14 protein-coding genes are annotated in these 16,533 nt (G+C 56.9%); 7 read left to right on the top strand and 7 right to left on the bottom strand.

All coding sequences use genetic code 11. From position 1 onward, the window contains the following. The first annotated feature begins 99 nt into the window (after window positions 1-99). Window positions 100-354: a GIY-YIG nuclease family protein gene (locus SMB34_RS10005; RefSeq protein ID WP_037989785.1), complete on the top strand. Its 255-nt coding sequence runs from the start codon at window positions 100-102 to the stop codon at window positions 352-354. Between the two features lie 78 nt (window positions 355-432). Further along, complete coding sequence (locus tag SMB34_RS10000; protein ID WP_037989728.1) at window positions 433-780, top strand: hypothetical protein; 348 nt, start codon at window positions 433-435, stop codon at window positions 778-780. Window positions 781-825: 45 nt separating this feature from the next. Here the strand turns inward: SMB34_RS10000 and SMB34_RS09995 are convergent, their stop codons facing one another. After that, window positions 826-1,968: an ABC transporter substrate-binding protein gene (locus SMB34_RS09995; RefSeq protein ID WP_037989724.1), complete on the bottom strand. Its 1,143-nt coding sequence runs from the start codon at window positions 1,966-1,968 to the stop codon at window positions 826-828. 106 nt (window positions 1,969-2,074) lie between these two features. Beyond that, window positions 2,075-2,710 carry a CDP-alcohol phosphatidyltransferase family protein gene (locus tag SMB34_RS09990; protein WP_037989722.1) on the bottom strand — a complete coding sequence of 212 codons (636 nt, stop codon included), beginning with the start codon at window positions 2,708-2,710 and terminating at the stop codon, window positions 2,075-2,077. A gap of 167 nt (window positions 2,711-2,877) precedes the next feature. Here SMB34_RS09990 and SMB34_RS09985 point away from each other — a divergent pair, with 167 nt between their 5' ends. Next, window positions 2,878-4,074, top strand: a complete 1,197-nt coding sequence (locus SMB34_RS09985; protein WP_037989719.1) for a pyridoxal phosphate-dependent aminotransferase — start codon at window positions 2,878-2,880, stop codon at window positions 4,072-4,074. Here the strand turns inward: SMB34_RS09985 and SMB34_RS09980 are convergent. Genes SMB34_RS09980 through nirB form a run of 4 tightly spaced genes read right to left on the bottom strand, consistent with a single transcriptional unit; the run spans window position 4,071 to window position 10,611 of the window. Continuing rightward, window positions 4,071-5,090: a precorrin-2 dehydrogenase/sirohydrochlorin ferrochelatase family protein gene (locus SMB34_RS09980; protein ID WP_037989716.1), complete on the bottom strand. Its 1,020-nt coding sequence runs from the start codon at window positions 5,088-5,090 to the stop codon at window positions 4,071-4,073. The genes SMB34_RS09985 and SMB34_RS09980 overlap by 4 nt on opposite strands. Next, on the bottom strand, window positions 5,062-7,797 hold the full coding sequence (locus tag SMB34_RS09975) for a nitrate reductase (RefSeq protein WP_037989711.1): 2,736 nt from the start codon (window positions 7,795-7,797) through the stop codon (window positions 5,062-5,064). Before SMB34_RS09975 ends, SMB34_RS09980 begins: the two co-directional genes overlap by 29 nt. Further along, window positions 7,787-8,137, bottom strand: a complete 351-nt coding sequence (gene nirD, locus SMB34_RS09970) for a nitrite reductase small subunit NirD (RefSeq protein ID WP_037989707.1) — start codon at window positions 8,135-8,137, stop codon at window positions 7,787-7,789. The genes SMB34_RS09975 and nirD overlap by 11 nt, the downstream gene beginning before the upstream one ends. A 5-nt stretch (window positions 8,138-8,142) precedes the next feature. Then, window positions 8,143-10,611 carry a nitrite reductase large subunit NirB gene (gene nirB / locus SMB34_RS09965; protein ID WP_037989704.1) on the bottom strand — a complete coding sequence of 823 codons (2,469 nt, stop codon included), beginning with the start codon at window positions 10,609-10,611 and terminating at the stop codon, window positions 8,143-8,145. A gap of 777 nt (window positions 10,612-11,388) precedes the next feature. Between nirB and SMB34_RS09955 the strand changes: the two genes are divergently transcribed. The 3 genes from SMB34_RS09955 to SMB34_RS09945 all read left to right on the top strand — a co-directional run bounded on the left by SMB34_RS09955 (window position 11,389) and on the right by SMB34_RS09945 (window position 14,602). Continuing rightward, window positions 11,389-12,696: an MFS transporter gene (locus tag SMB34_RS09955; protein ID WP_240478801.1), complete on the top strand. Its 1,308-nt coding sequence runs from the start codon at window positions 11,389-11,391 to the stop codon at window positions 12,694-12,696. A gap of 118 nt (window positions 12,697-12,814) precedes the next feature. Continuing rightward, complete coding sequence (locus tag SMB34_RS09950) at window positions 12,815-13,402, top strand: ANTAR domain-containing response regulator (RefSeq protein WP_007091383.1); 588 nt, start codon at window positions 12,815-12,817, stop codon at window positions 13,400-13,402. 3 nt (window positions 13,403-13,405) lie between these two features. After that, window positions 13,406-14,602: a CmpA/NrtA family ABC transporter substrate-binding protein gene (locus SMB34_RS09945; protein ID WP_007091384.1), complete on the top strand. Its 1,197-nt coding sequence runs from the start codon at window positions 13,406-13,408 to the stop codon at window positions 14,600-14,602. 50 nt (window positions 14,603-14,652) lie between these two features. Here SMB34_RS09945 and SMB34_RS09940 read toward each other — a convergent pair whose 3' ends face one another. Then, on the bottom strand, window positions 14,653-15,366 hold the full coding sequence (locus tag SMB34_RS09940; RefSeq protein WP_037989697.1) for a GNAT family N-acetyltransferase: 714 nt from the start codon (window positions 15,364-15,366) through the stop codon (window positions 14,653-14,655). Window positions 15,367-15,993: 627 nt separating this feature from the next. Between SMB34_RS09940 and SMB34_RS09935 the strand changes: the two genes are divergently transcribed. Then, the coding region (locus SMB34_RS09935; protein ID WP_037989696.1) for an ATP-binding cassette domain-containing protein at window positions 15,994-16,533 on the top strand (540 nt) is incomplete at its 3' end.

The raw sequence follows: 16,533 nt of genomic DNA, 5'->3' as shown, positions 1-16,533 counted from the left end.
GTACGCTGCGCGCCGGTTCTCACAAACCGGCATTTTCGACACGTCCTGCAACGAAATCCAGCATATCACCAAATGCCCGGCGCAAAGGGTGGTGCTAGCATGGCGTCATTCACCTTTGTCTATGTGTTGCGCGAGCGGGATATGCCCCGCCCGCGTACCTATGTTGGCTGGTCAACCGATGTCGAGGCCCGGCTTGCGACGCATAACAGCGGCAAGGGAGCCAAGACGACACGCGGGCGGCAATGGGAGCTTGTTTATGTCGAACGGTTCCGCACCTTTGGCGAGGCGATGAGCCGCGAATGGCATTTAAAGCGTGACCGGAAATTGCGCAAAATGCTGGCAGGGGGCGTGTGATAAACAAATCAGGGCTTGAATATTTGCGCGCAGTCGCAGATATCTGGGCCAACAGTTTCAAACCATCAGGACGACATCATGCCGGTACAACGCAAAAATCCGCTGAAGCTCAATAACCTGCAGCTGCGCACGCTTGTGCTGGCGCAGATTATCGCCAAGGATCCGAATTCGGGATCGATTGACGAAGCCACGGGTGATGCGACCCTTTTGCGTATTCCGCATGCGCATGGGGATCATGTTCATGTCGGGAAATTCGTGGTTGCCGCGCGCGACGCCAGCGGCTTTGCCAATCCGGCGGTCTGGGTGGCTTTGGCCCGCAAGGGACTGGCGCGCGAAGGTTATCCGGCCAGCATCGTCCTGACCCGTGAGGGCATGGAATACGATACTGGCCTTTCTGAGAATTTTGTCGAAGAATCAGATCATTGATTTGTCAATCCAGACCAGCAAAAGCCCCGATCCGTCGGGGTTTTTTTATTCCAGAATGAACTGCCCGTTTTTGATTTTTACGAAATAGGCATCGCGTTTGCCGTCACCGAATTGGTCAAACATCAATTCCTGATGCAGGCCCTGTTGCGGTGGCAGGGTCACAAGCGCATCCGAAAGCGGTTGATCGGGGGCACGGGTTTCAAGGGCTGCGACCAAAACGGTCATCGCATCATAGGCCAGGACACTGGTATAGCCGGGCTGTTCGTTGAACTTATTCCGGTAATCGGCGACAAATTTCTGATAGTGCGGGTTGGTGGCGTAACGATCATAGGTTTGCAGCAGTTCCATGCCTTCGACGGCATCCCCGCCGAAGGTGATCAATTGTTCCGTTCCGGCCCATTCGGCGGTCGAAAGCGGGATGTCACGATCAATTTTGCGGATTTCCTTTGCCAGTTCGGCGCTATCGACACCATTGGCAATAAAGATGATCGCATCGGGACTATCGGCGCGTAATTGCCGTGCGACATCCTGTTTGGTGGTATCGGCGGTGTTGAACCAGACTTTCGAGACAACCCGCCCGCCAAGCTTGTCAAAGGTCAGCAGGAATTCACGATACCAGCTTTCGGTGAAAGCTTCGTTTTCACCGTCCAGCGCAAGCGAGATACGCATGCGCCCCTTGTCGATATTGCGTCTGGCATAGGCATCGGCATTTTCACGCGTTGTCGAATTCATCCGGAAAAAGTTATCGCGAAGACCGGTGAATTCCGCAGCCGAGGCGGTGGGCGATATGGCCACGATATCAAGTTCGTTGATCACCGGCAGCATCGCCATGCCGATCGAGCTGATGATCGGGCCGATGATCGCGGTGACGCCAAGTTCCTTGAATTCGCGGACTGCGGCCTGTGCGGTTTCCGGATTTTTCTGATCATCGCGGGCAATGATTTCAAGCGACCGGCCATGAATGCCGCCTTTTTCGTTGACCTGCTGGGCGGCAAGTTCCATCGCGTGAAGGGCCGCGATCCCGGTATCGGCACCGTCACCGGAAATACCGGCGATGAAACCGATTTTGATCGGGCCGCTGTCATCGCAGCCAAACAGCATCATGGCCGCGGCGGCGATGGTGCAAAAACGGGCGGAAAATCGGGTGCCATTTGCCGGTTTCGAAGCGTGTTCTTGTTGCTTTTTCATGTTGTGCCGAACCGGTTAAAAAGGTGTTTTCTGTTTCGTCGTCAGAGATTTCGATATGGCGCGCGCAGATCGCGACTTCAAGCTTCGCGAAAGCGGGACATTGACCTTATCCGAAATCCCGGCGGGCCTGCATCACCCGGCCGATTGTTGTCAGGACGCATAACGCGCCAAAAATAGCCGCGATATGATTAAACCATTGCGGGAAAACGCATATCAGCACAAGGACAAAGATGGTTTCGCTGCCTTCGGTAATGCCGGTCAGGTAATAGAAGCTTTTTTTGCCCTGTTTTTCATGGTTGCGCCCGGTTTTGGCCGCGATGATCGCATAGGCCAGAAAACTTGATCCGGTGCCGACAAAACAGAAAATCAGGAATGCCGCCATCAGGGCGTGTTCGGGTCGTCCGATGGCAAAGGCCAGAATGATACCCGAATAAAACAGGAAATCGGCGACAATATCGTAATAACCGCCAAGGTCGCTTTCCTGCGACTTTGATCCGGCGTGACGGGATCGCGGCTGGGTATGGCGGGCAACGGCCCCGTCCAGACCATCCATGATGCGGCTGAGCAAAATCAGGCCAAGGGCGATATGATCGAGCCGGAAGGCGAGTGCGGCGGCGGCCAGGAGACCAAAGACAAAACCAAGGCCAGTCACCATGTTGGGCGTGATGCCGCTTCCCGATAGCTGGCGGGCGACGGCATTGAGCGGCTTGTCGATCAGCGGGCGCAGACGGGCATCAAACATTCTGGTTTCCGGTTAAGTCATTGCAGACACATCATAATCCTATCACGGTCTGTTGGGAAATCATGCACGCGTGATGATACCGGTTTGAAATTGTCCGATTGACGGGGCGTTGAAAACGGGATTGGCTGTTGTTTGTATGGCAATTCAATTTTATCGGGGCGCTCCATATGTCCGTTTCGAACGTTATCCCGACTTCTTCCTTTGCGGTAGACGGTATCCGCAAGGATGTCCGCGATATCGGGGCGTCGCTGATCCGCGAAGTTGCCCATCTGGGAATGGGGCGGGGAAATATCGTGCCGCTGTGGTTTGGCGAACCCGATCAGCCGACCCCGGAATTCATCCGCAAGGCGGCGATTGCGGCCCTTGAAGCCGGTGACACGTTCTATCAACCCAACCGGGGTATCACGCCGCTTCGCGATGCGCTGGCGGTTTATGCCGATCGTCTTTATGGCACGTCGCTGGACCGTGAAAACATGACCGTGACGGTATCGGGGTTAAATGCCCTGATGATTGCGATGCAGTCGATCCTGACGGCAGGGGACAGGATGGTGACCACGGCGCCGATCTGGCCCAACATCATTGCGATGCCGAAGGTTCTGGGTGCGCAGGTGACAACGGTGCCGTTGCACGCCGGGATTGATGGCTGGCAGCTTGATATCGATGAATTCATTGCCGCCTGTGCGCCCGATACGCGCGCCATTCTGATCAATTCGCCGAATAATCCGACCGGCTGGGTGATGCCCGCGGAGGACCAGAAAAAGCTGGTCGAATTTGCCACCGAACGGGGTATCTGGCTGATTGCGGATGAGGTTTATGCGCGCCTGATCTATGACGGATCGGACGTGGCACCGTCATTTGTGCCTTATGTCAGCGACGATACGCGGATCATGGTGATCAACAGCTTTTCCAAAAGCTGGGCGATGACGGGCTGGCGTCTGGGCTGGATCACAGCACCCAAGGGGGTTGGGGGCGAGCTTGAAAAGATGATGGAATTCAACGTGTCCTGCCCGGCGGGGTTTGTTCAGCAGGCGGGCATTGCGGCGCTTGAGCAGGGCGAGGATTTCGTTGCGAGTTCGCGTGCCAGATACAGCCGTGCGCGCGCGGCAATCACCGAACGGTTACGCGACATGAACCGCATCCACCTGCCTGAAGCAGAAGGCGCGTTTTATGCGTTTTTCCGGGTTGATGGGGTTGAGGATACGTTGACCTTTGCCAAGACGCTTTTGCTGTCCGAGGGCATCGGCCTTGCGCCCGGCGAGGCATTTGGGCCAGAGGGTGCCGGTCATATCCGAGCCTGTTATGCGGTATCGGAAGACCGCATTCACAGGGCAATGGATGGGCTGGCGCGGTTTTTAATGCGTTAGTTTCGATACAGACAGGTGATATTGCTGCCTTGCCGGGCGAAAAAGGCGGCCTGGTGTTTCAGGCGTTCGCGGGCGTCGTTATCGATGTTTCCATCATCGCCGATGCTTTCAAGTTCGATCACGGTGGCGTCGCGGCGGGCGAGGCCCAGGATGTCAGGTGCGATGCCAGGCATGTGGAAGATGATGTCGGATGTTTCAATCGCGCGCGCAATGCCATGGGCGAGGTCGAAGGCATTGTCGGCCGCAACATCGGCATGCAGGATCTGGCCACCCGGGACGGTGGCGGAACTGCCTTGGGGGACGAAGCGGGTCAGGGCGGCGTCAAGGTCCTGCGGGGTGCTTTGGCTCAGGTGGGTATCCTGCAATCCGTTCTGGAAAAAACGCGTCCAGAACCGTTGTCTTGCGACATTGTCGGGCAGGTGGGCGGCAACGCGACGGCGTGCGCTACGGGCGAGGCTTGCCAGTTGTGACATCGAGGCGGGCAGGGTGGTTTCAAGCCGTTGGCGGATGATGCGCGCCAGTGCCGGGGCGCAGCCGCCGGTCGAGATCGTGACCATCACCGGTGCCCGGTCAAGGATTGCCGGCACGATGAAATCGCAATGTTCGGTCTTGTCGACGACATTCAAAAGGATGTTGCGCCGTTTGGCCGCGACCTTGACCCGGCGGGTCAATTGCATGTCATCGGCGGCGTCAAAGATCATCACCGCACCGTTTAGCATGGTATCGACAAACGGGGCGGGTTCCCAGCGGATCGCGCCGGTATTGACCATCGTTGCGATGTCGGTGCACAGTTCCGGGGCGATGACGGTAATGTCGGCCTGACTGCGCAGCAACAGGCGGAGTTTGCCCGCCGCGACCTCGCCCCCGCCCAGTACGACGACCTTTTTGCCGGTGACATGGACGAAGGCCGGAAAGAAGGGGAAGGTTTCCCGGTTTTCCGTTTCAAGGCCATACAGGTTTTCGGGTTTGGCCGTTTTATACTGCTGCTTATTCTGCGGCGCGCGGTAATGCGTCATCAAGAATCTCCTTGAGTTCCGGCAGGCAGGAGCCGCATCCGGTTCCGGCTTGCAACAGGCGGCCGATATCGGCGGTGCTGACCGCATTCTGATCATGGATGGCGCGCGTGATGGCGGCCAGCCCGACCGAGAAGCACGAACAGATCAGCCGGTCATTGATGGCACCCGCATCGGGCATGCGGCCCGCCAGAAGCGCATTGCGTTCCGGCCCGCTGATCGCATCATTGCCAAGCAGTGCCGATATCCAGTCCCGGCCAAGGGCGGGGCGATCCGGGCCGACAAAAAGCGCACCCGTGATGCGGTCGCCATTCAGGCGGGCATAGCGATGAACGCCTTTTTTGCCGTCGTTATATTCAATGATGTGTTCGATGGCGTTTTCATTACCAATATTGTTGGCCGCCATTGGCAACATGGATTTGAACAGGCAGGGCCTGTCGCCGGCGATTTCGTAGATCATGCAGCCGGGGCCAGTTGCCGCCACCCAATAGGGCAGGTTTGAAAGATCAACCGGCGTGTTGGAAAACAGCAATCCCTGCCACAGCGGTTCAAACGGTTCTATGGAAACCGGGATATGTTTGGTTTCCGGTTGCCCGGAAAAGGGATCAACATGGGCGGTTGGCAAACGCCCGATACCGCCCGCCGATGAATAAACATCGTTCCAGTGCATCGGCATGAAGACTTCGCCGGGCGTCTGCGCGTCTGATACGGATACGCGCATCAGGGCGGTGCCGCGTTTGCTTTTGATTCTGGCAATGCCGCCATCGGTCAGCTTGTAACGCCTGGCATCAAGGATGTTGACTTCGAGTAACGGTTCGGGCCGATGGGCCGAAAGGCGCGCAGCGGTGCCCGTACGGGTCATGGTGTGCCATTGATCGCGGTAGCGGCCGCTATTGGCGATCAGCGGGAATTCCTTGCCCGGTTGCGACATGGGCAGTTTATGCGCGACCGCCAGCATACGGGCCCGCCCGTTTGAGGTGGTGAAAATGCCATTGCCGTAAAGACGTTCGGCCCCGCCTGCGGGCTGATGTTTGCGCGATGCGGGCCATTGGAAGGGTTCCATGGCGTCATAGGTCGATTTTTTTGCCTTGTGCCATTTGCCGATGTCAAAGGCGCGCATCCCGTCATTTTCAAATTCCGACAGGGCGGCGTGTTCGGCGAAAATGTCGGCAGGATCGCGGTATTTGAACGCCTTGCCATAGCCCATGGCGCGTGCGACCTGCGTCATTATCCACCAGTCGGGTTTGGCGTCACCCTGCAATTCGCGGAACGGGCGTTGGCGGGAAATGCGGCGTTCGGAGTTGGTGACCGTGCCGGATTTTTCGCCCCAACCGGCGGCGGGTAGCTTGATATGGGCATAGCGCAGCGTGTCAGTATCGTTCACCGTGTCGGACACGATGACAAGCGGGCAACGCGACAGGGCAAGACGGACGCGGTCCGCATCGGGCAGGCTGACAGCGGGGTTTGTTGCCATGATCCAGACGGCCTTGATTTCACCACGTTCGATGGCGCGGAACATATCAACCGCCTTGTATCCCTCGCCCGGTTCCAGAATATCGGATTTCCAGAAGCGGCGGACCCGATCAACGTCGTTAACATCGTTCGGGTCCATGTGGGCGGCAAGCTGGTTGGCAAGGCCGCCAACCTCGCGCCCGCCCATGGCGTTTGGCTGGCCGGTGACGGAAAACGGGCTTGATCCCGGTTTGCCGACCCGCCCGGTTGCCAGATGGGTATTGATGATCGCATTGACCTTGTCAGAGCCGCTGCTGGACTGGTTGACACCTTGTGAAAACACGGTGACCGTGCGGTCAAAGGCGGCAAACCAGTTAAAGAACGTTTCCAGTTTCCCCAGACCCGAGCCGTCATGATCGGCGTACTCACTGATCTCGGAGGGATAATCGAGGCCGCATTTTTTTGCTGTACTCTCGATATCGGGGCAGTCCGCGCGTGCCTCGGCGACGGCTGCTTCATAGCCCTTGACGTGACGGGCGACATATTTAAGGTCGCAATGACCGTTCTGGTCAAGCCATGCCAGCAGGCCGTTAAACAGGGCAACGTCGCTGCCCGGTTTGATTGGCAGGTGCAGATCGGCGATGTCGCAGCTTGCGGTTTTGCGCGGGTCGATCACGACGATCTTGGTGCCGTGCTTTTCCCTGGCTGCGCGCAAACGCTGGTTCAGGACCGGATGGCACCATGCCAGGTTCGATCCGGTCAGGACGACCAGATCGGCAATTTCCAGGTCTTCGTAGCATCCCGGTACAACATCGGCACCAAAGGCACGTTTATGCCCGACCACGGTCGATGCCATGCAAAGCCGGGAATTGGTATCGATATGCGGTGACCCGATGAAGCCCTTGATCAGCTTGTTGGCGATATAATAGTCCTCGGTCAATAACTGACCGGAAACATAGAATGCCACTGATTTCGGGCCGTGTTTCTGGATGGTTGCGCGCAGGCGATCCGCGGTTTCCTGTGTTGCGGTTGGCCAATCGACGATTTTGCCATAGATTTCGGGTTTCAGCAGGCGGAAATCGCGCTTCATCTCGGCGGTGATCGTATCGATCAGGGCGGCACCCTTTGAGCATAGCCGTCCCCGGTTGGCCGGGTGATCGGGGTCGCCCCCGACCGCCCAGCCGTCCCTGGTGGGGGAGACGATCAGGCCGCAGCCAACGCCGCAATAAGGACAGGTGGTTTTAACCTCACCCCGCATGGCGCAGACCGATTTGTTCCGCCGTCAGGCCGATATGAACCGTGCCGTCAATGACGCGCAGTTCCACCTTGGCCGCACAGCCGTCATCGGGGCCCTGTGCCGCGCCGGTTTCAAGCGAAAAGACCATGTTATGCAGCGGACAGGTGACAAAATGGCCATGCACGATCCCCTGTGCCAGCGGCCCGTCCTTGTGCGGGCAGCGGTCCAGAAGGGCATAGACGTGATCATCAAGGGTTCTGAAAATCGCGATGCGATCGGTTTCGGTCTGGAAGGTACGGGCCCCCTGAAGCGGGATATTGGCGACCGGTCCGACATTTACCCAGTTTACGATATCCGTCATTGCCGTTACTCCGCTGCGATCAGGGAAAGGGATTTGAATTCGTGCGCATCCACGCCCTGGCTGGCGCGTTCGGCCCACGGATCGACCTGCGCCGTTTTCTGGCTTTCGATGAAACGTTCAAACAGGGCGGCGCGATTTTCGGCATCATCGACAACGCGTTCCTGAACGTGTTTCAGGCCGACACGTTCGATCCAGGGGGCGGTGCGTTCCAGATAGCGGGCTTCTTCGCGGTAAAGCTGGATGAAGGCGCCGCAATATTCCTTTACTTCCTGATCGGTTGTGACCTTGCACAGAAGTTCGGTCGCGCGGACATGAATGCCGCCATTGCCACCCACATGCAGGTCCCAGCCGCCATCGGTTGCGACAATGCCGAAATCCTTGATCGTGGCTTCGGCACAGTTGCGCGGGCAACCTGATACCGCCATCTTGAACTTGTGGGGCATCCAGGAGCCCCAGGTCATTTTTTCAAGGTCGACCGCCATGCTCATCGACATTTGGGTGCCAAAGCGGCACCATTCCTGCCCGACACAGCTTTTGACCGTGCGAAGGGACTTGCCATAGGCATGACCCGAAACCATCCCGGCCGCATTCAGATCGGCCCAGACAGCGGGCAGGTCTTCCTTTTTTACACCCAGAAGGTCGATGCGCTGCCCGCCGGTGACCTTGACGGTCGGGATATTGAATTTGTCGGCGACATCGGCAATGGCGCGCAATTCGCGCGGGTTGGTCAGGCCACCCCACATGCGGGGCACCACCGAATAGGTGCCGTCTTTCTGAATGTTGGCGTGGACGCGTTCATTGATGAAGCGCGACGCACCATGATCGACATATTCACCCGGCCATGCGGCGAGCAGGTAATAGTTGAGCGCCGGACGGCAGACATGGCAGCCGTCCGATGATTTCCATTCCAGTTCCTGCATGACGGCAGGCATGGATTTCAGTTCCTTGGCCTTGATCAGGCGACGGACATTGTCATGGTCATGATCGGTACAGGTGCAGATCGGTTTGACCGCAGCCGCCTGATAATCACCGCCAAGCGTTGCCGCCAGAAGGTTTTCGACAAGGCCGCTGCATGAACCACAGGATGCGGATGCCTTGGTGTGGCCTTTGACTTCGTCAAGCGTTGTCAGGCCCTTTTCGGTGATGGCCGAAACGATGGTTCCCTTGCAAATGCCGTTGCAGCCACAAATCTCTGCGTCGTCTGGCAGGGCGGCAACGGCATCAAGAGGGTTTCCGGCGGATCCCCCGGCGAAGGCCTGACCAAAGGCGAGGGTATCGCGAAGCTCGGTCACGTCCTGAGCATCTTTCATCAGCTGGAAATACCAGCCGCCATCGGATGTATCGCCATAAAGGACGGCCCCCTTGATCCTGCCGTCTTCCAGAACGATGCGTTTGTAAACGCCGCGTCCGGCATCGCGGAAGACGATTTCTTCGGTTTCGCCGCCGCCGGAAAAATCACCGGTGGAAAAAACATCAACCCCGGTGACTTTCAGCTTGGTCGAGGTGACCGAACCGGCATAGCCATCGGTTGCGATTTCGGCCAGATGATCGGCACAGGATTTTGCCATTTCAAACAGCGGTGCAACAAGGCCGTAGCATTGGCCGCGATGCTGCACGCATTCGCCAACGGCAAAGATATCCGGATCACTGGTGGTCATGACATCGTCAACGACAATGCCGCGTTCGACGGTCAGTCCCGCGTCTGCGGCAAGGCGACCGTTGGGGCGGATGCCAACAGCCATGACCACCAGATCAGCCGGGATCATGCGCCCGTCTTTAAGCCGGACGCCGGTTACGCAATCGGTGCCGACGATTTCGGCGGTGTCGGCCTCGGTAATGACATTGATGCCCCGACGGCCCAGTTCCTGTGCAAGGAGATAACCCGCCGACGGATCAAGCTGGCGTTCCATCACGTGACCGGCCAGATGCAGGACCGTGACCGTCATGCCGCGTGCCTGCAAGCCAACAGCGGCCTCAAGGCCCAGAAGACCGCCACCGATCACGACAGCCGGGCCGCCATTGGCGGCAGTTTTCAGCATGGTATCGACATCATCGACATCGCGGAAGGTGACAACGCCCGAAAGCTTGTGACCGGGGATCGGGATCATGATCGGGTCGGAACCGGTGGCCAGCAGAAGCTGGTCATAGACGGTTTCGGTGCCGCTTTGGGAAATGACGACCTTGCGGGCGCGGTCGATTTCAATCACCGGATCGCCGGAAAACAGATGGATGCGGTTTTCCTGATACCATTCGGCGGTATTGATGACGATATCGTCGAATTCCTTTTCGCCCGACAGAAGCGGGGAGAGCATGATGCGGTTATAGTTCACGCGTGGCTCGGCCCCGAAAACGGTGATTTCGTATTTGTCAGGGGCGCGACCGAGGATTTCCTCGACGGTGCGCATGCCGGCCATGCCGTTGCCGATGACGACAAGGCGGGGTTTCTTGGTAAGTGCTGCAGGGACGTGGTTCATTTGTCTCTGGCTCCTGATCGCGGGAAGCGAATTGGCAAAAAAAAACGCCCGGTGCGCACTGCCTGTCAAAAAGGCAATCTCGCAACGGACGTCGTTATCCGGGTGAACCCGCCATTGGATTCTATATAGGGGTTTGGCATTTCTGCCGTGGCAGCAGGCGACCTTGCCCGCGCTCTTGCCCCTTACTATACAAGTTGCGTGCCAGAACTGCAGATTGCGCCGAAAAACTTGCAACGCAATGATTTTAAAACAGATTTCTGATGCCTGCGGGATAAGCAAAAATTGCGCGAAACCTGTGATTGTTTAAAAAATAACCACACGCAAAATGATGAGATTAAAAAATGTGCAAATATGCTGCTTCCAGACATGGCGGGTTTTCCGTCTGTGCAGTTGCGGTGGATAAATTGTATTGAATTTCAGGGAATTATTTGAAAATTTCCGCGTTGCGAAAAAATTGGCGCGCGGTTTGCACAACTTGTTTCGTGTGAGCCGCTTCGACGGAAGCAGGCCCAATGACGGGTGACTCACAGTTCTTCGTCCAATGGCGGGCGATCAGACGTTTGATTTTGGCGCGCAACGATGGCGCAGCCGCAGTCGAAACGAATGACGGGCCGCCAGCGGAATCCATCTGATGAAGCGTGCGGCCCTTGGGGAAATAACCGTCGGTCGCGACAACCGGGAAACCGGTTCGGAGTGACCCAAACGAAGGGCTTCATTGTTATGGAAATCAAAAACAAGGCTCCGCGCATTAATCTCTTCAGTCTTAGGACTGTTCAGATGCGGACTTTCCACCTGACCTGGCTTGCGTTCTTCCTGTGTTTCTTTGGCTGGTTCGGTATTGCGCCGCTGATGCCGCTTGTGCGTGACGATCTTGGCCTGACCAAGGGTGAAATCGGCAATACCATCATCGCGTCTGTCGCGATCACGGTTCTGGTCCGTCTTCTGATCGGGCCGCTTTGCGATAAAATCGGCCCGCGCAAGACCTATACGGCGTTGCTGGTTATCGGTTCCCTGCCGGTCATGCTGATCGGGCTTGCCGACAGCTATGAAACATTCCTGCTGGCGCGTCTTGCCATCGGCTCGATCGGGGCATCGTTTGTGATCACGCAGTATCATACCTCGACCATGTTTGCGCCGAACGTCGTTGGGACGGCAAACGCCACCACGGCGGGCTGGGGTAACCTTGGCGGTGGTGTGACACAGATGGTCATGCCGCTGATCCTTGCCATGGTGCTTGGCTTTGGTGTTTCGGAAACCATGGGCTGGCGTCTGGCAATGGTCTTTCCGGGTGTGATCATGCTGGTGGTTGCGGCACTTTACTGGTTCTTCACCACCGATGCGCCGGATGGCAATTATGCCGATATGCGCAAAAGCGGTGCTCTGTCGCCGGAAGATGATCATGCCGGTGCGACCAAGGGCATGCTGGCCGCGGCCAAGGATTACCGGGTCTGGGCGCTGTTTCTGGTATACGGGGCGTGTTTCGGTGTCGAGCTTACGATCAACAACATCGCCGCGATCTATTTCTTTGACCGGTTTGAACTTAGCCTTCAGACCGCCGGTCTGATTGCCGGTCTGTTTGGTTTGATGAACATCTTTGCCCGCACGCTGGGCGGGGTGTTTTCCGACAAGTTTGCCGCCAAGGGCGGGCTTTCGGGGCGGGTCAAATTCCTGTTTCTGGCGCTGTTCATTGAAGGTGTTGCGCTTGTTGCGTTTTCGATGATGGATGCGCTGGTCATCGCGGTGTCGATGATGGTGGTCTTCTCGCTTTTCGTGCAGATGTCCGAAGGAGCGACATTCGGGATTGTTCCGTTTGTTAACCGCAAGGCGCTTGGCTCGGTTGCCGGTATTGTCGGTGCGGGCGGGAATGCCGGGGCGGTTGCCGCGGGCTTCCTGTTCAAATCCGAAGCACTGACCTATCAGCAGGGACTGATGTATCTTGGTATTGCCGTGATTGTCTGTTCCTTTGCAGCCCTTGCGGTTCGTTTCTCGGAAAAGACCGTGGCCGAGGAAAAGGAACGTTTCGAAAAAGCCATGAAGGAACGCGATGCGCTGCCATCCGGTGCGCAGGCGGTTCCGGCAGAATAACATACGATCTTTCCGGGATGCGGCATGTGCCGCATCCCGGTTTCCACCGGGCCATCAAGGTCCGGGCGAAAAAGAACAGACAGGAGAGAGGCCTTGATCGTCAGGGAAAAGGTTCTAAATGAAGCTTGAAGACTTCAGCATTCTGGTGATCGACGAAAACCCGGACCGTGCCGCCATTGTCGAGCGCGGCCTTGTCGAAAGTGGCTATACCCGTGTCAGCCGCATTGGCACGTCATACAATCTGGTCGAACGCATTCAGGCGTTGGCCCCCGACATCATCATCATTGATCTTGAAAACCCGGACCGTGATACGCTTGAACAGATGTTTCAGGTATCGCGTGTTATTGCACGCCCGATTGCGATGTTTGTCGATCAAAGCGACAGCAATACGATCCGCGAGGCGGTCGAGGCCGGGGTCAGTGCCTATGTCGTTGACGGCTTGCGCCAGGATCGTATTCGACCCATCGTCGAAATGGCGATTTCGCGTTTTAACGCGTTTGATCAATTGCGCCGCGAACGTGACGAGGCCAAGGCCAAGCTTAATGATCGCAAGCTGATCGACCGGGCCAAAGGATTGTTGATGCAGGAAAAGGGGCTGAGCGAGGATGAGGCCTATAACCTGCTGCGCAAAAACGCCATGAAACAGAACCGCAAAATTTCTGAAATCGCGCAAAGCGTGATCACGGCCTTTCAGTTGGAGTTCTAACGCATGTCCCTTAAACAGGTTCGACTTGGCTTTGTACCGCTTGTGGATTGTGCCCTGCCTGTCGTGGCGCGTGCCAAGGGCTTTGCCGAGGAAGAAAATATCGACCTGACCCTGATCCGGGAAATGTCCTGGGCGGCCATTCGCGACAAGCTGTCTTATGGGGTTTATGACGCGGCCCATTTGCTGGCGGGTATTCCGCTGGCAGCTCGGCTAGGGCTTGGCGGGATGCCCTCGCAACGCATTGCGGTTCCTATGGCGCTGGGGCGCGGCGGGAATGCGATTACGGTTTCAACCCGGCTTTATCAGCGGATGCTTGAAGCAGATCCGGCGGCGATGCATGGGCCGCGCGGGCTTTCGGCGCGGGCGCTTAAAAAGGTGATCGACGAGGACCGGGCGGATGGTCGTCCGATCATGTCCTTTGCGACCGTGTTTCCGTATTCGAGCCACAATTACGAACTGCGTTACTGGATGGCGGCGGGCGGTATTGACCCGGACAAGGACGTCAATATCGGCGTCATCGCACCGCCGCGCATGTTTGACAGTCTGCGCAATGGCTGGGTCGATGGGTATTGCGTGGGGGAACCGTGGAACCAGCGGGCGGTATTCCACGGGGACGGGGTGATTGTCGCGCTTAAGGAAGATATCTGGGCGCGTAGCCCGGAAAAGGTTCTTGGCGTGCGCGAAGACTGGGTGCAATCCAATCCCGATACGGTGGATGCGCTGGTGCGTGCGCTTGTCCGGTCGGCGGAATGGGCCGATCAGCCGGAAAACCGCACCGAACTGGCGCAATTGCTGTCTGGTGAAAATCACGTCGGGGCATCGTTTGATATTCTGCGGGCCTCGTTACTTGGCCGGCCGGTGCTTAAACCCGGTGACAATCCGATTGAGGCGCCTGATCGTCATGTGTTCTATCGCTATACCGCGACGTTCCCGTGGCTGTCGCAGGGGGCGTGGGTTGGCACACAGATGCAGCGCTGGGGGCAGGTTGATGCCTCCGTCGATTTCGGTACGCTTATTTCCGACATTTATCGTCCTGATCTTTATCGTCGTGCGGTCAAGGGGCTTGATGTTGCGCTTCCGCATGATGACTGGCGGGTCGAGGGCGCGAATGATGCCGCCGACCGGGCGTTTGTCGGCCCGGATGCGTTTCTGGATAACAGCATATTCGACATGCGCAGCTTTGCCGGTGTCGGGGAATAACCCGGCACCGGACCAGAGGCGTGTTTCATGGGGCGCTATTATGGGCGCGATTATGCCCTGCGGAAGCTTTGCAGGCTGTTGCGTTGTTTGCCGGTTTCATCAAAGTTGCCGGGGGCAAGCCATGCTTCGAAAGCGGCCCTGACCATCGGCCATTCAAGATCGGTAATCGAAAACCATGCGGTATCGCGGTTGCGGTCCTTATAGACCATGTGGTTGCGGAAGGTGCCTTCGTAGGTGAAGCCATATCGCAGGGCGGCGGCACGTGATGGGGCGTTCTGATCGTCGCATTTCCATTCGTACCGGCGGTAACCCAGTTCGTCAAAGGCGCGCTTCATCATCAGATACATCGCCTCTGTCCCGCCGATGGTTTTCGAAAGCGCCGGGGAATAGTTGATATTGCCGATTTCAATGCCGCCAAATTTGGTATCGATGCGCATGAAGGCGGCAATGCCGACGGCCTTGTTCGATGCTTTGTCGATGATGGTATGAAGCATCGGGTCGCGGGTGGCGGTCATGGTTTCGAGCCACGCCTGATAAGCATCAAAATCCTCGAACGCATCGGTGAAAAGATAGGTAAAGCGCGATCCGTCCATGGCTGTGCGGTTGGCGTCAAATAGCTGTCTGGCGTCGCGTTTCACATCGGTCGGACTGACAATGACATGGCGGCCAGCCATGTCGCTGCGTGGTGGCATCGGGCATTCTTTCCAGTTTTCAACCGGGCGACCGACCGGTTGGCCAAATTCGTTTTTATGTTCGGATGGCATCTGATGACCTTTGTTGCGGGGCGAGGGAGCATGCAGTCTGGGATATTAGTGGTGCGCCATAAAGAGCCGTTTTGGTAAAATTAATGGTGCCAATTTTCTGACCGGAAAGGGGTATCCCAAAACCGGCCATGGTTTGGCAAAGGGAAGGATGGTTGGTGCCGGTGCATGAGGAGTCTTCGGGGTGGGTTCCGAAAGCGATGTGATGGGTTCGTCTTTTGATTGTGAAGTGCGTTGGCATACACCAGAAACATGGTGAAATGTTGCGATGCAAAATTGTGGTTTTGAAACAAACCTTTAATACGTTCGGGCTGTGCAGTGGATTATGCGGCAGCAGGGCATTTAAACCGAATTGAATTTAGTGAAATTCAATTCGTTGACAATTTGTCGAATAAATGATGAGGTTTGTATACAAAATAAAAAACCATGAATTCGGTATCAGGGTTGTTGGCAATCGTCGTTAAGAGGGACCGCGTTACAACTTTCCGTTACGCATGATCAGAAGGTCACGGCCCCCACCGTGCCTGAAGAAAATTCCTTCTTTGCGGCCATCGTTTCTTGCAGCACTGACACCGGTTTGACCGGTGCGCGCCACCCGCGCATCCGCCTTACATTGCCGAGGATGTTTGCGTGACTGATGCTGTTTCTGTTCCGATCCTGTCCGTCGAAGATTTGTCCGTTGAGTTCGGCGACAGCCGGGTTATCGAAAATCTGAGTTTTGCCGTGAAACCCGGAAGGACATTGGCAATTGTCGGAGAGTCCGGATCGGGCAAATCGGTGACATCGATGTCGATCATGCGTCTGGCCGATATGATGGGCGCATCCTATGCATCGGGGCGTATCCGGTTTACGTCAAAAGATCGCGATGAAGATTTGCTGGCACTGTCGCAAAAACAGATGCGCCGCATTCGCGGCAAAGACATCGCGATGATCTTTCAGGAACCGATGACGTCGCTGAATCCGGTTTTCACCATCGGCGATCAGATTGCGGAATCCCTGATGCTGCATGAAGGCATGTCCAAGCCCGATGCGCTTGTTGAAAGCAAACGGCTGCTTGATATGGTGCGGCTGCCCGATGCGCAGGAACTTCTGGGGCGGTATCCCCATCAGCTTTCGGGCGGGATGCGCCAGCGCGTCATGGTTGCCATGGCGCTTGCCTGTCGGCCCAAG

This window comes from Thalassospira permensis NBRC 106175, from assembly GCF_000714555.1.
GTDB classification, from domain to species: domain Bacteria; phylum Pseudomonadota; class Alphaproteobacteria; order Rhodospirillales; family Thalassospiraceae; genus Thalassospira; species Thalassospira xiamenensis.
This window is presented reverse-complemented; position numbering and strand designations above follow the sequence as displayed.

What these genes read in the sequence shown, in the direction of transcription:
- SMB34_RS10005 (WP_037989785.1), top strand. Translation starts at nt 100, where the DNA reads ATGGCGTCATTCACCTTTGTCTATGTGTTGCGCGAGCGGGATATGCCC.
- SMB34_RS10000 (WP_037989728.1), top strand. Translation starts at nt 433, where the DNA reads ATGCCGGTACAACGCAAAAATCCGCTGAAGCTCAATAACCTGCAGCTG.
- SMB34_RS09995 (WP_037989724.1), bottom strand. Translation starts at nt 1,968, where the DNA reads ATGAAAAAGCAACAAGAACACGCTTCGAAACCGGCAAATGGCACCCGA.
- SMB34_RS09990 (WP_037989722.1), bottom strand. Translation starts at nt 2,710, where the DNA reads ATGTTTGATGCCCGTCTGCGCCCGCTGATCGACAAGCCGCTCAATGCC.
- SMB34_RS09985 (WP_037989719.1), top strand. Translation starts at nt 2,878, where the DNA reads ATGTCCGTTTCGAACGTTATCCCGACTTCTTCCTTTGCGGTAGACGGT.
- SMB34_RS09980 (WP_037989716.1), bottom strand. Translation starts at nt 5,090, where the DNA reads ATGACGCATTACCGCGCGCCGCAGAATAAGCAGCAGTATAAAACGGCC.
- SMB34_RS09975 (WP_037989711.1), bottom strand. Translation starts at nt 7,797, where the DNA reads ATGCGGGGTGAGGTTAAAACCACCTGTCCTTATTGCGGCGTTGGCTGC.
- nirD (WP_037989707.1), bottom strand. Translation starts at nt 8,137, where the DNA reads ATGACGGATATCGTAAACTGGGTAAATGTCGGACCGGTCGCCAATATC.
- nirB (WP_037989704.1), bottom strand. Translation starts at nt 10,611, where the DNA reads ATGAACCACGTCCCTGCAGCACTTACCAAGAAACCCCGCCTTGTCGTC.
- SMB34_RS09955 (WP_240478801.1), top strand. Translation starts at nt 11,389, where the DNA reads ATGCGGACTTTCCACCTGACCTGGCTTGCGTTCTTCCTGTGTTTCTTT.
- SMB34_RS09950 (WP_007091383.1), top strand. Translation starts at nt 12,815, where the DNA reads ATGAAGCTTGAAGACTTCAGCATTCTGGTGATCGACGAAAACCCGGAC.
- SMB34_RS09945 (WP_007091384.1), top strand. Translation starts at nt 13,406, where the DNA reads ATGTCCCTTAAACAGGTTCGACTTGGCTTTGTACCGCTTGTGGATTGT.
- SMB34_RS09940 (WP_037989697.1), bottom strand. Translation starts at nt 15,366, where the DNA reads ATGCCATCCGAACATAAAAACGAATTTGGCCAACCGGTCGGTCGCCCG.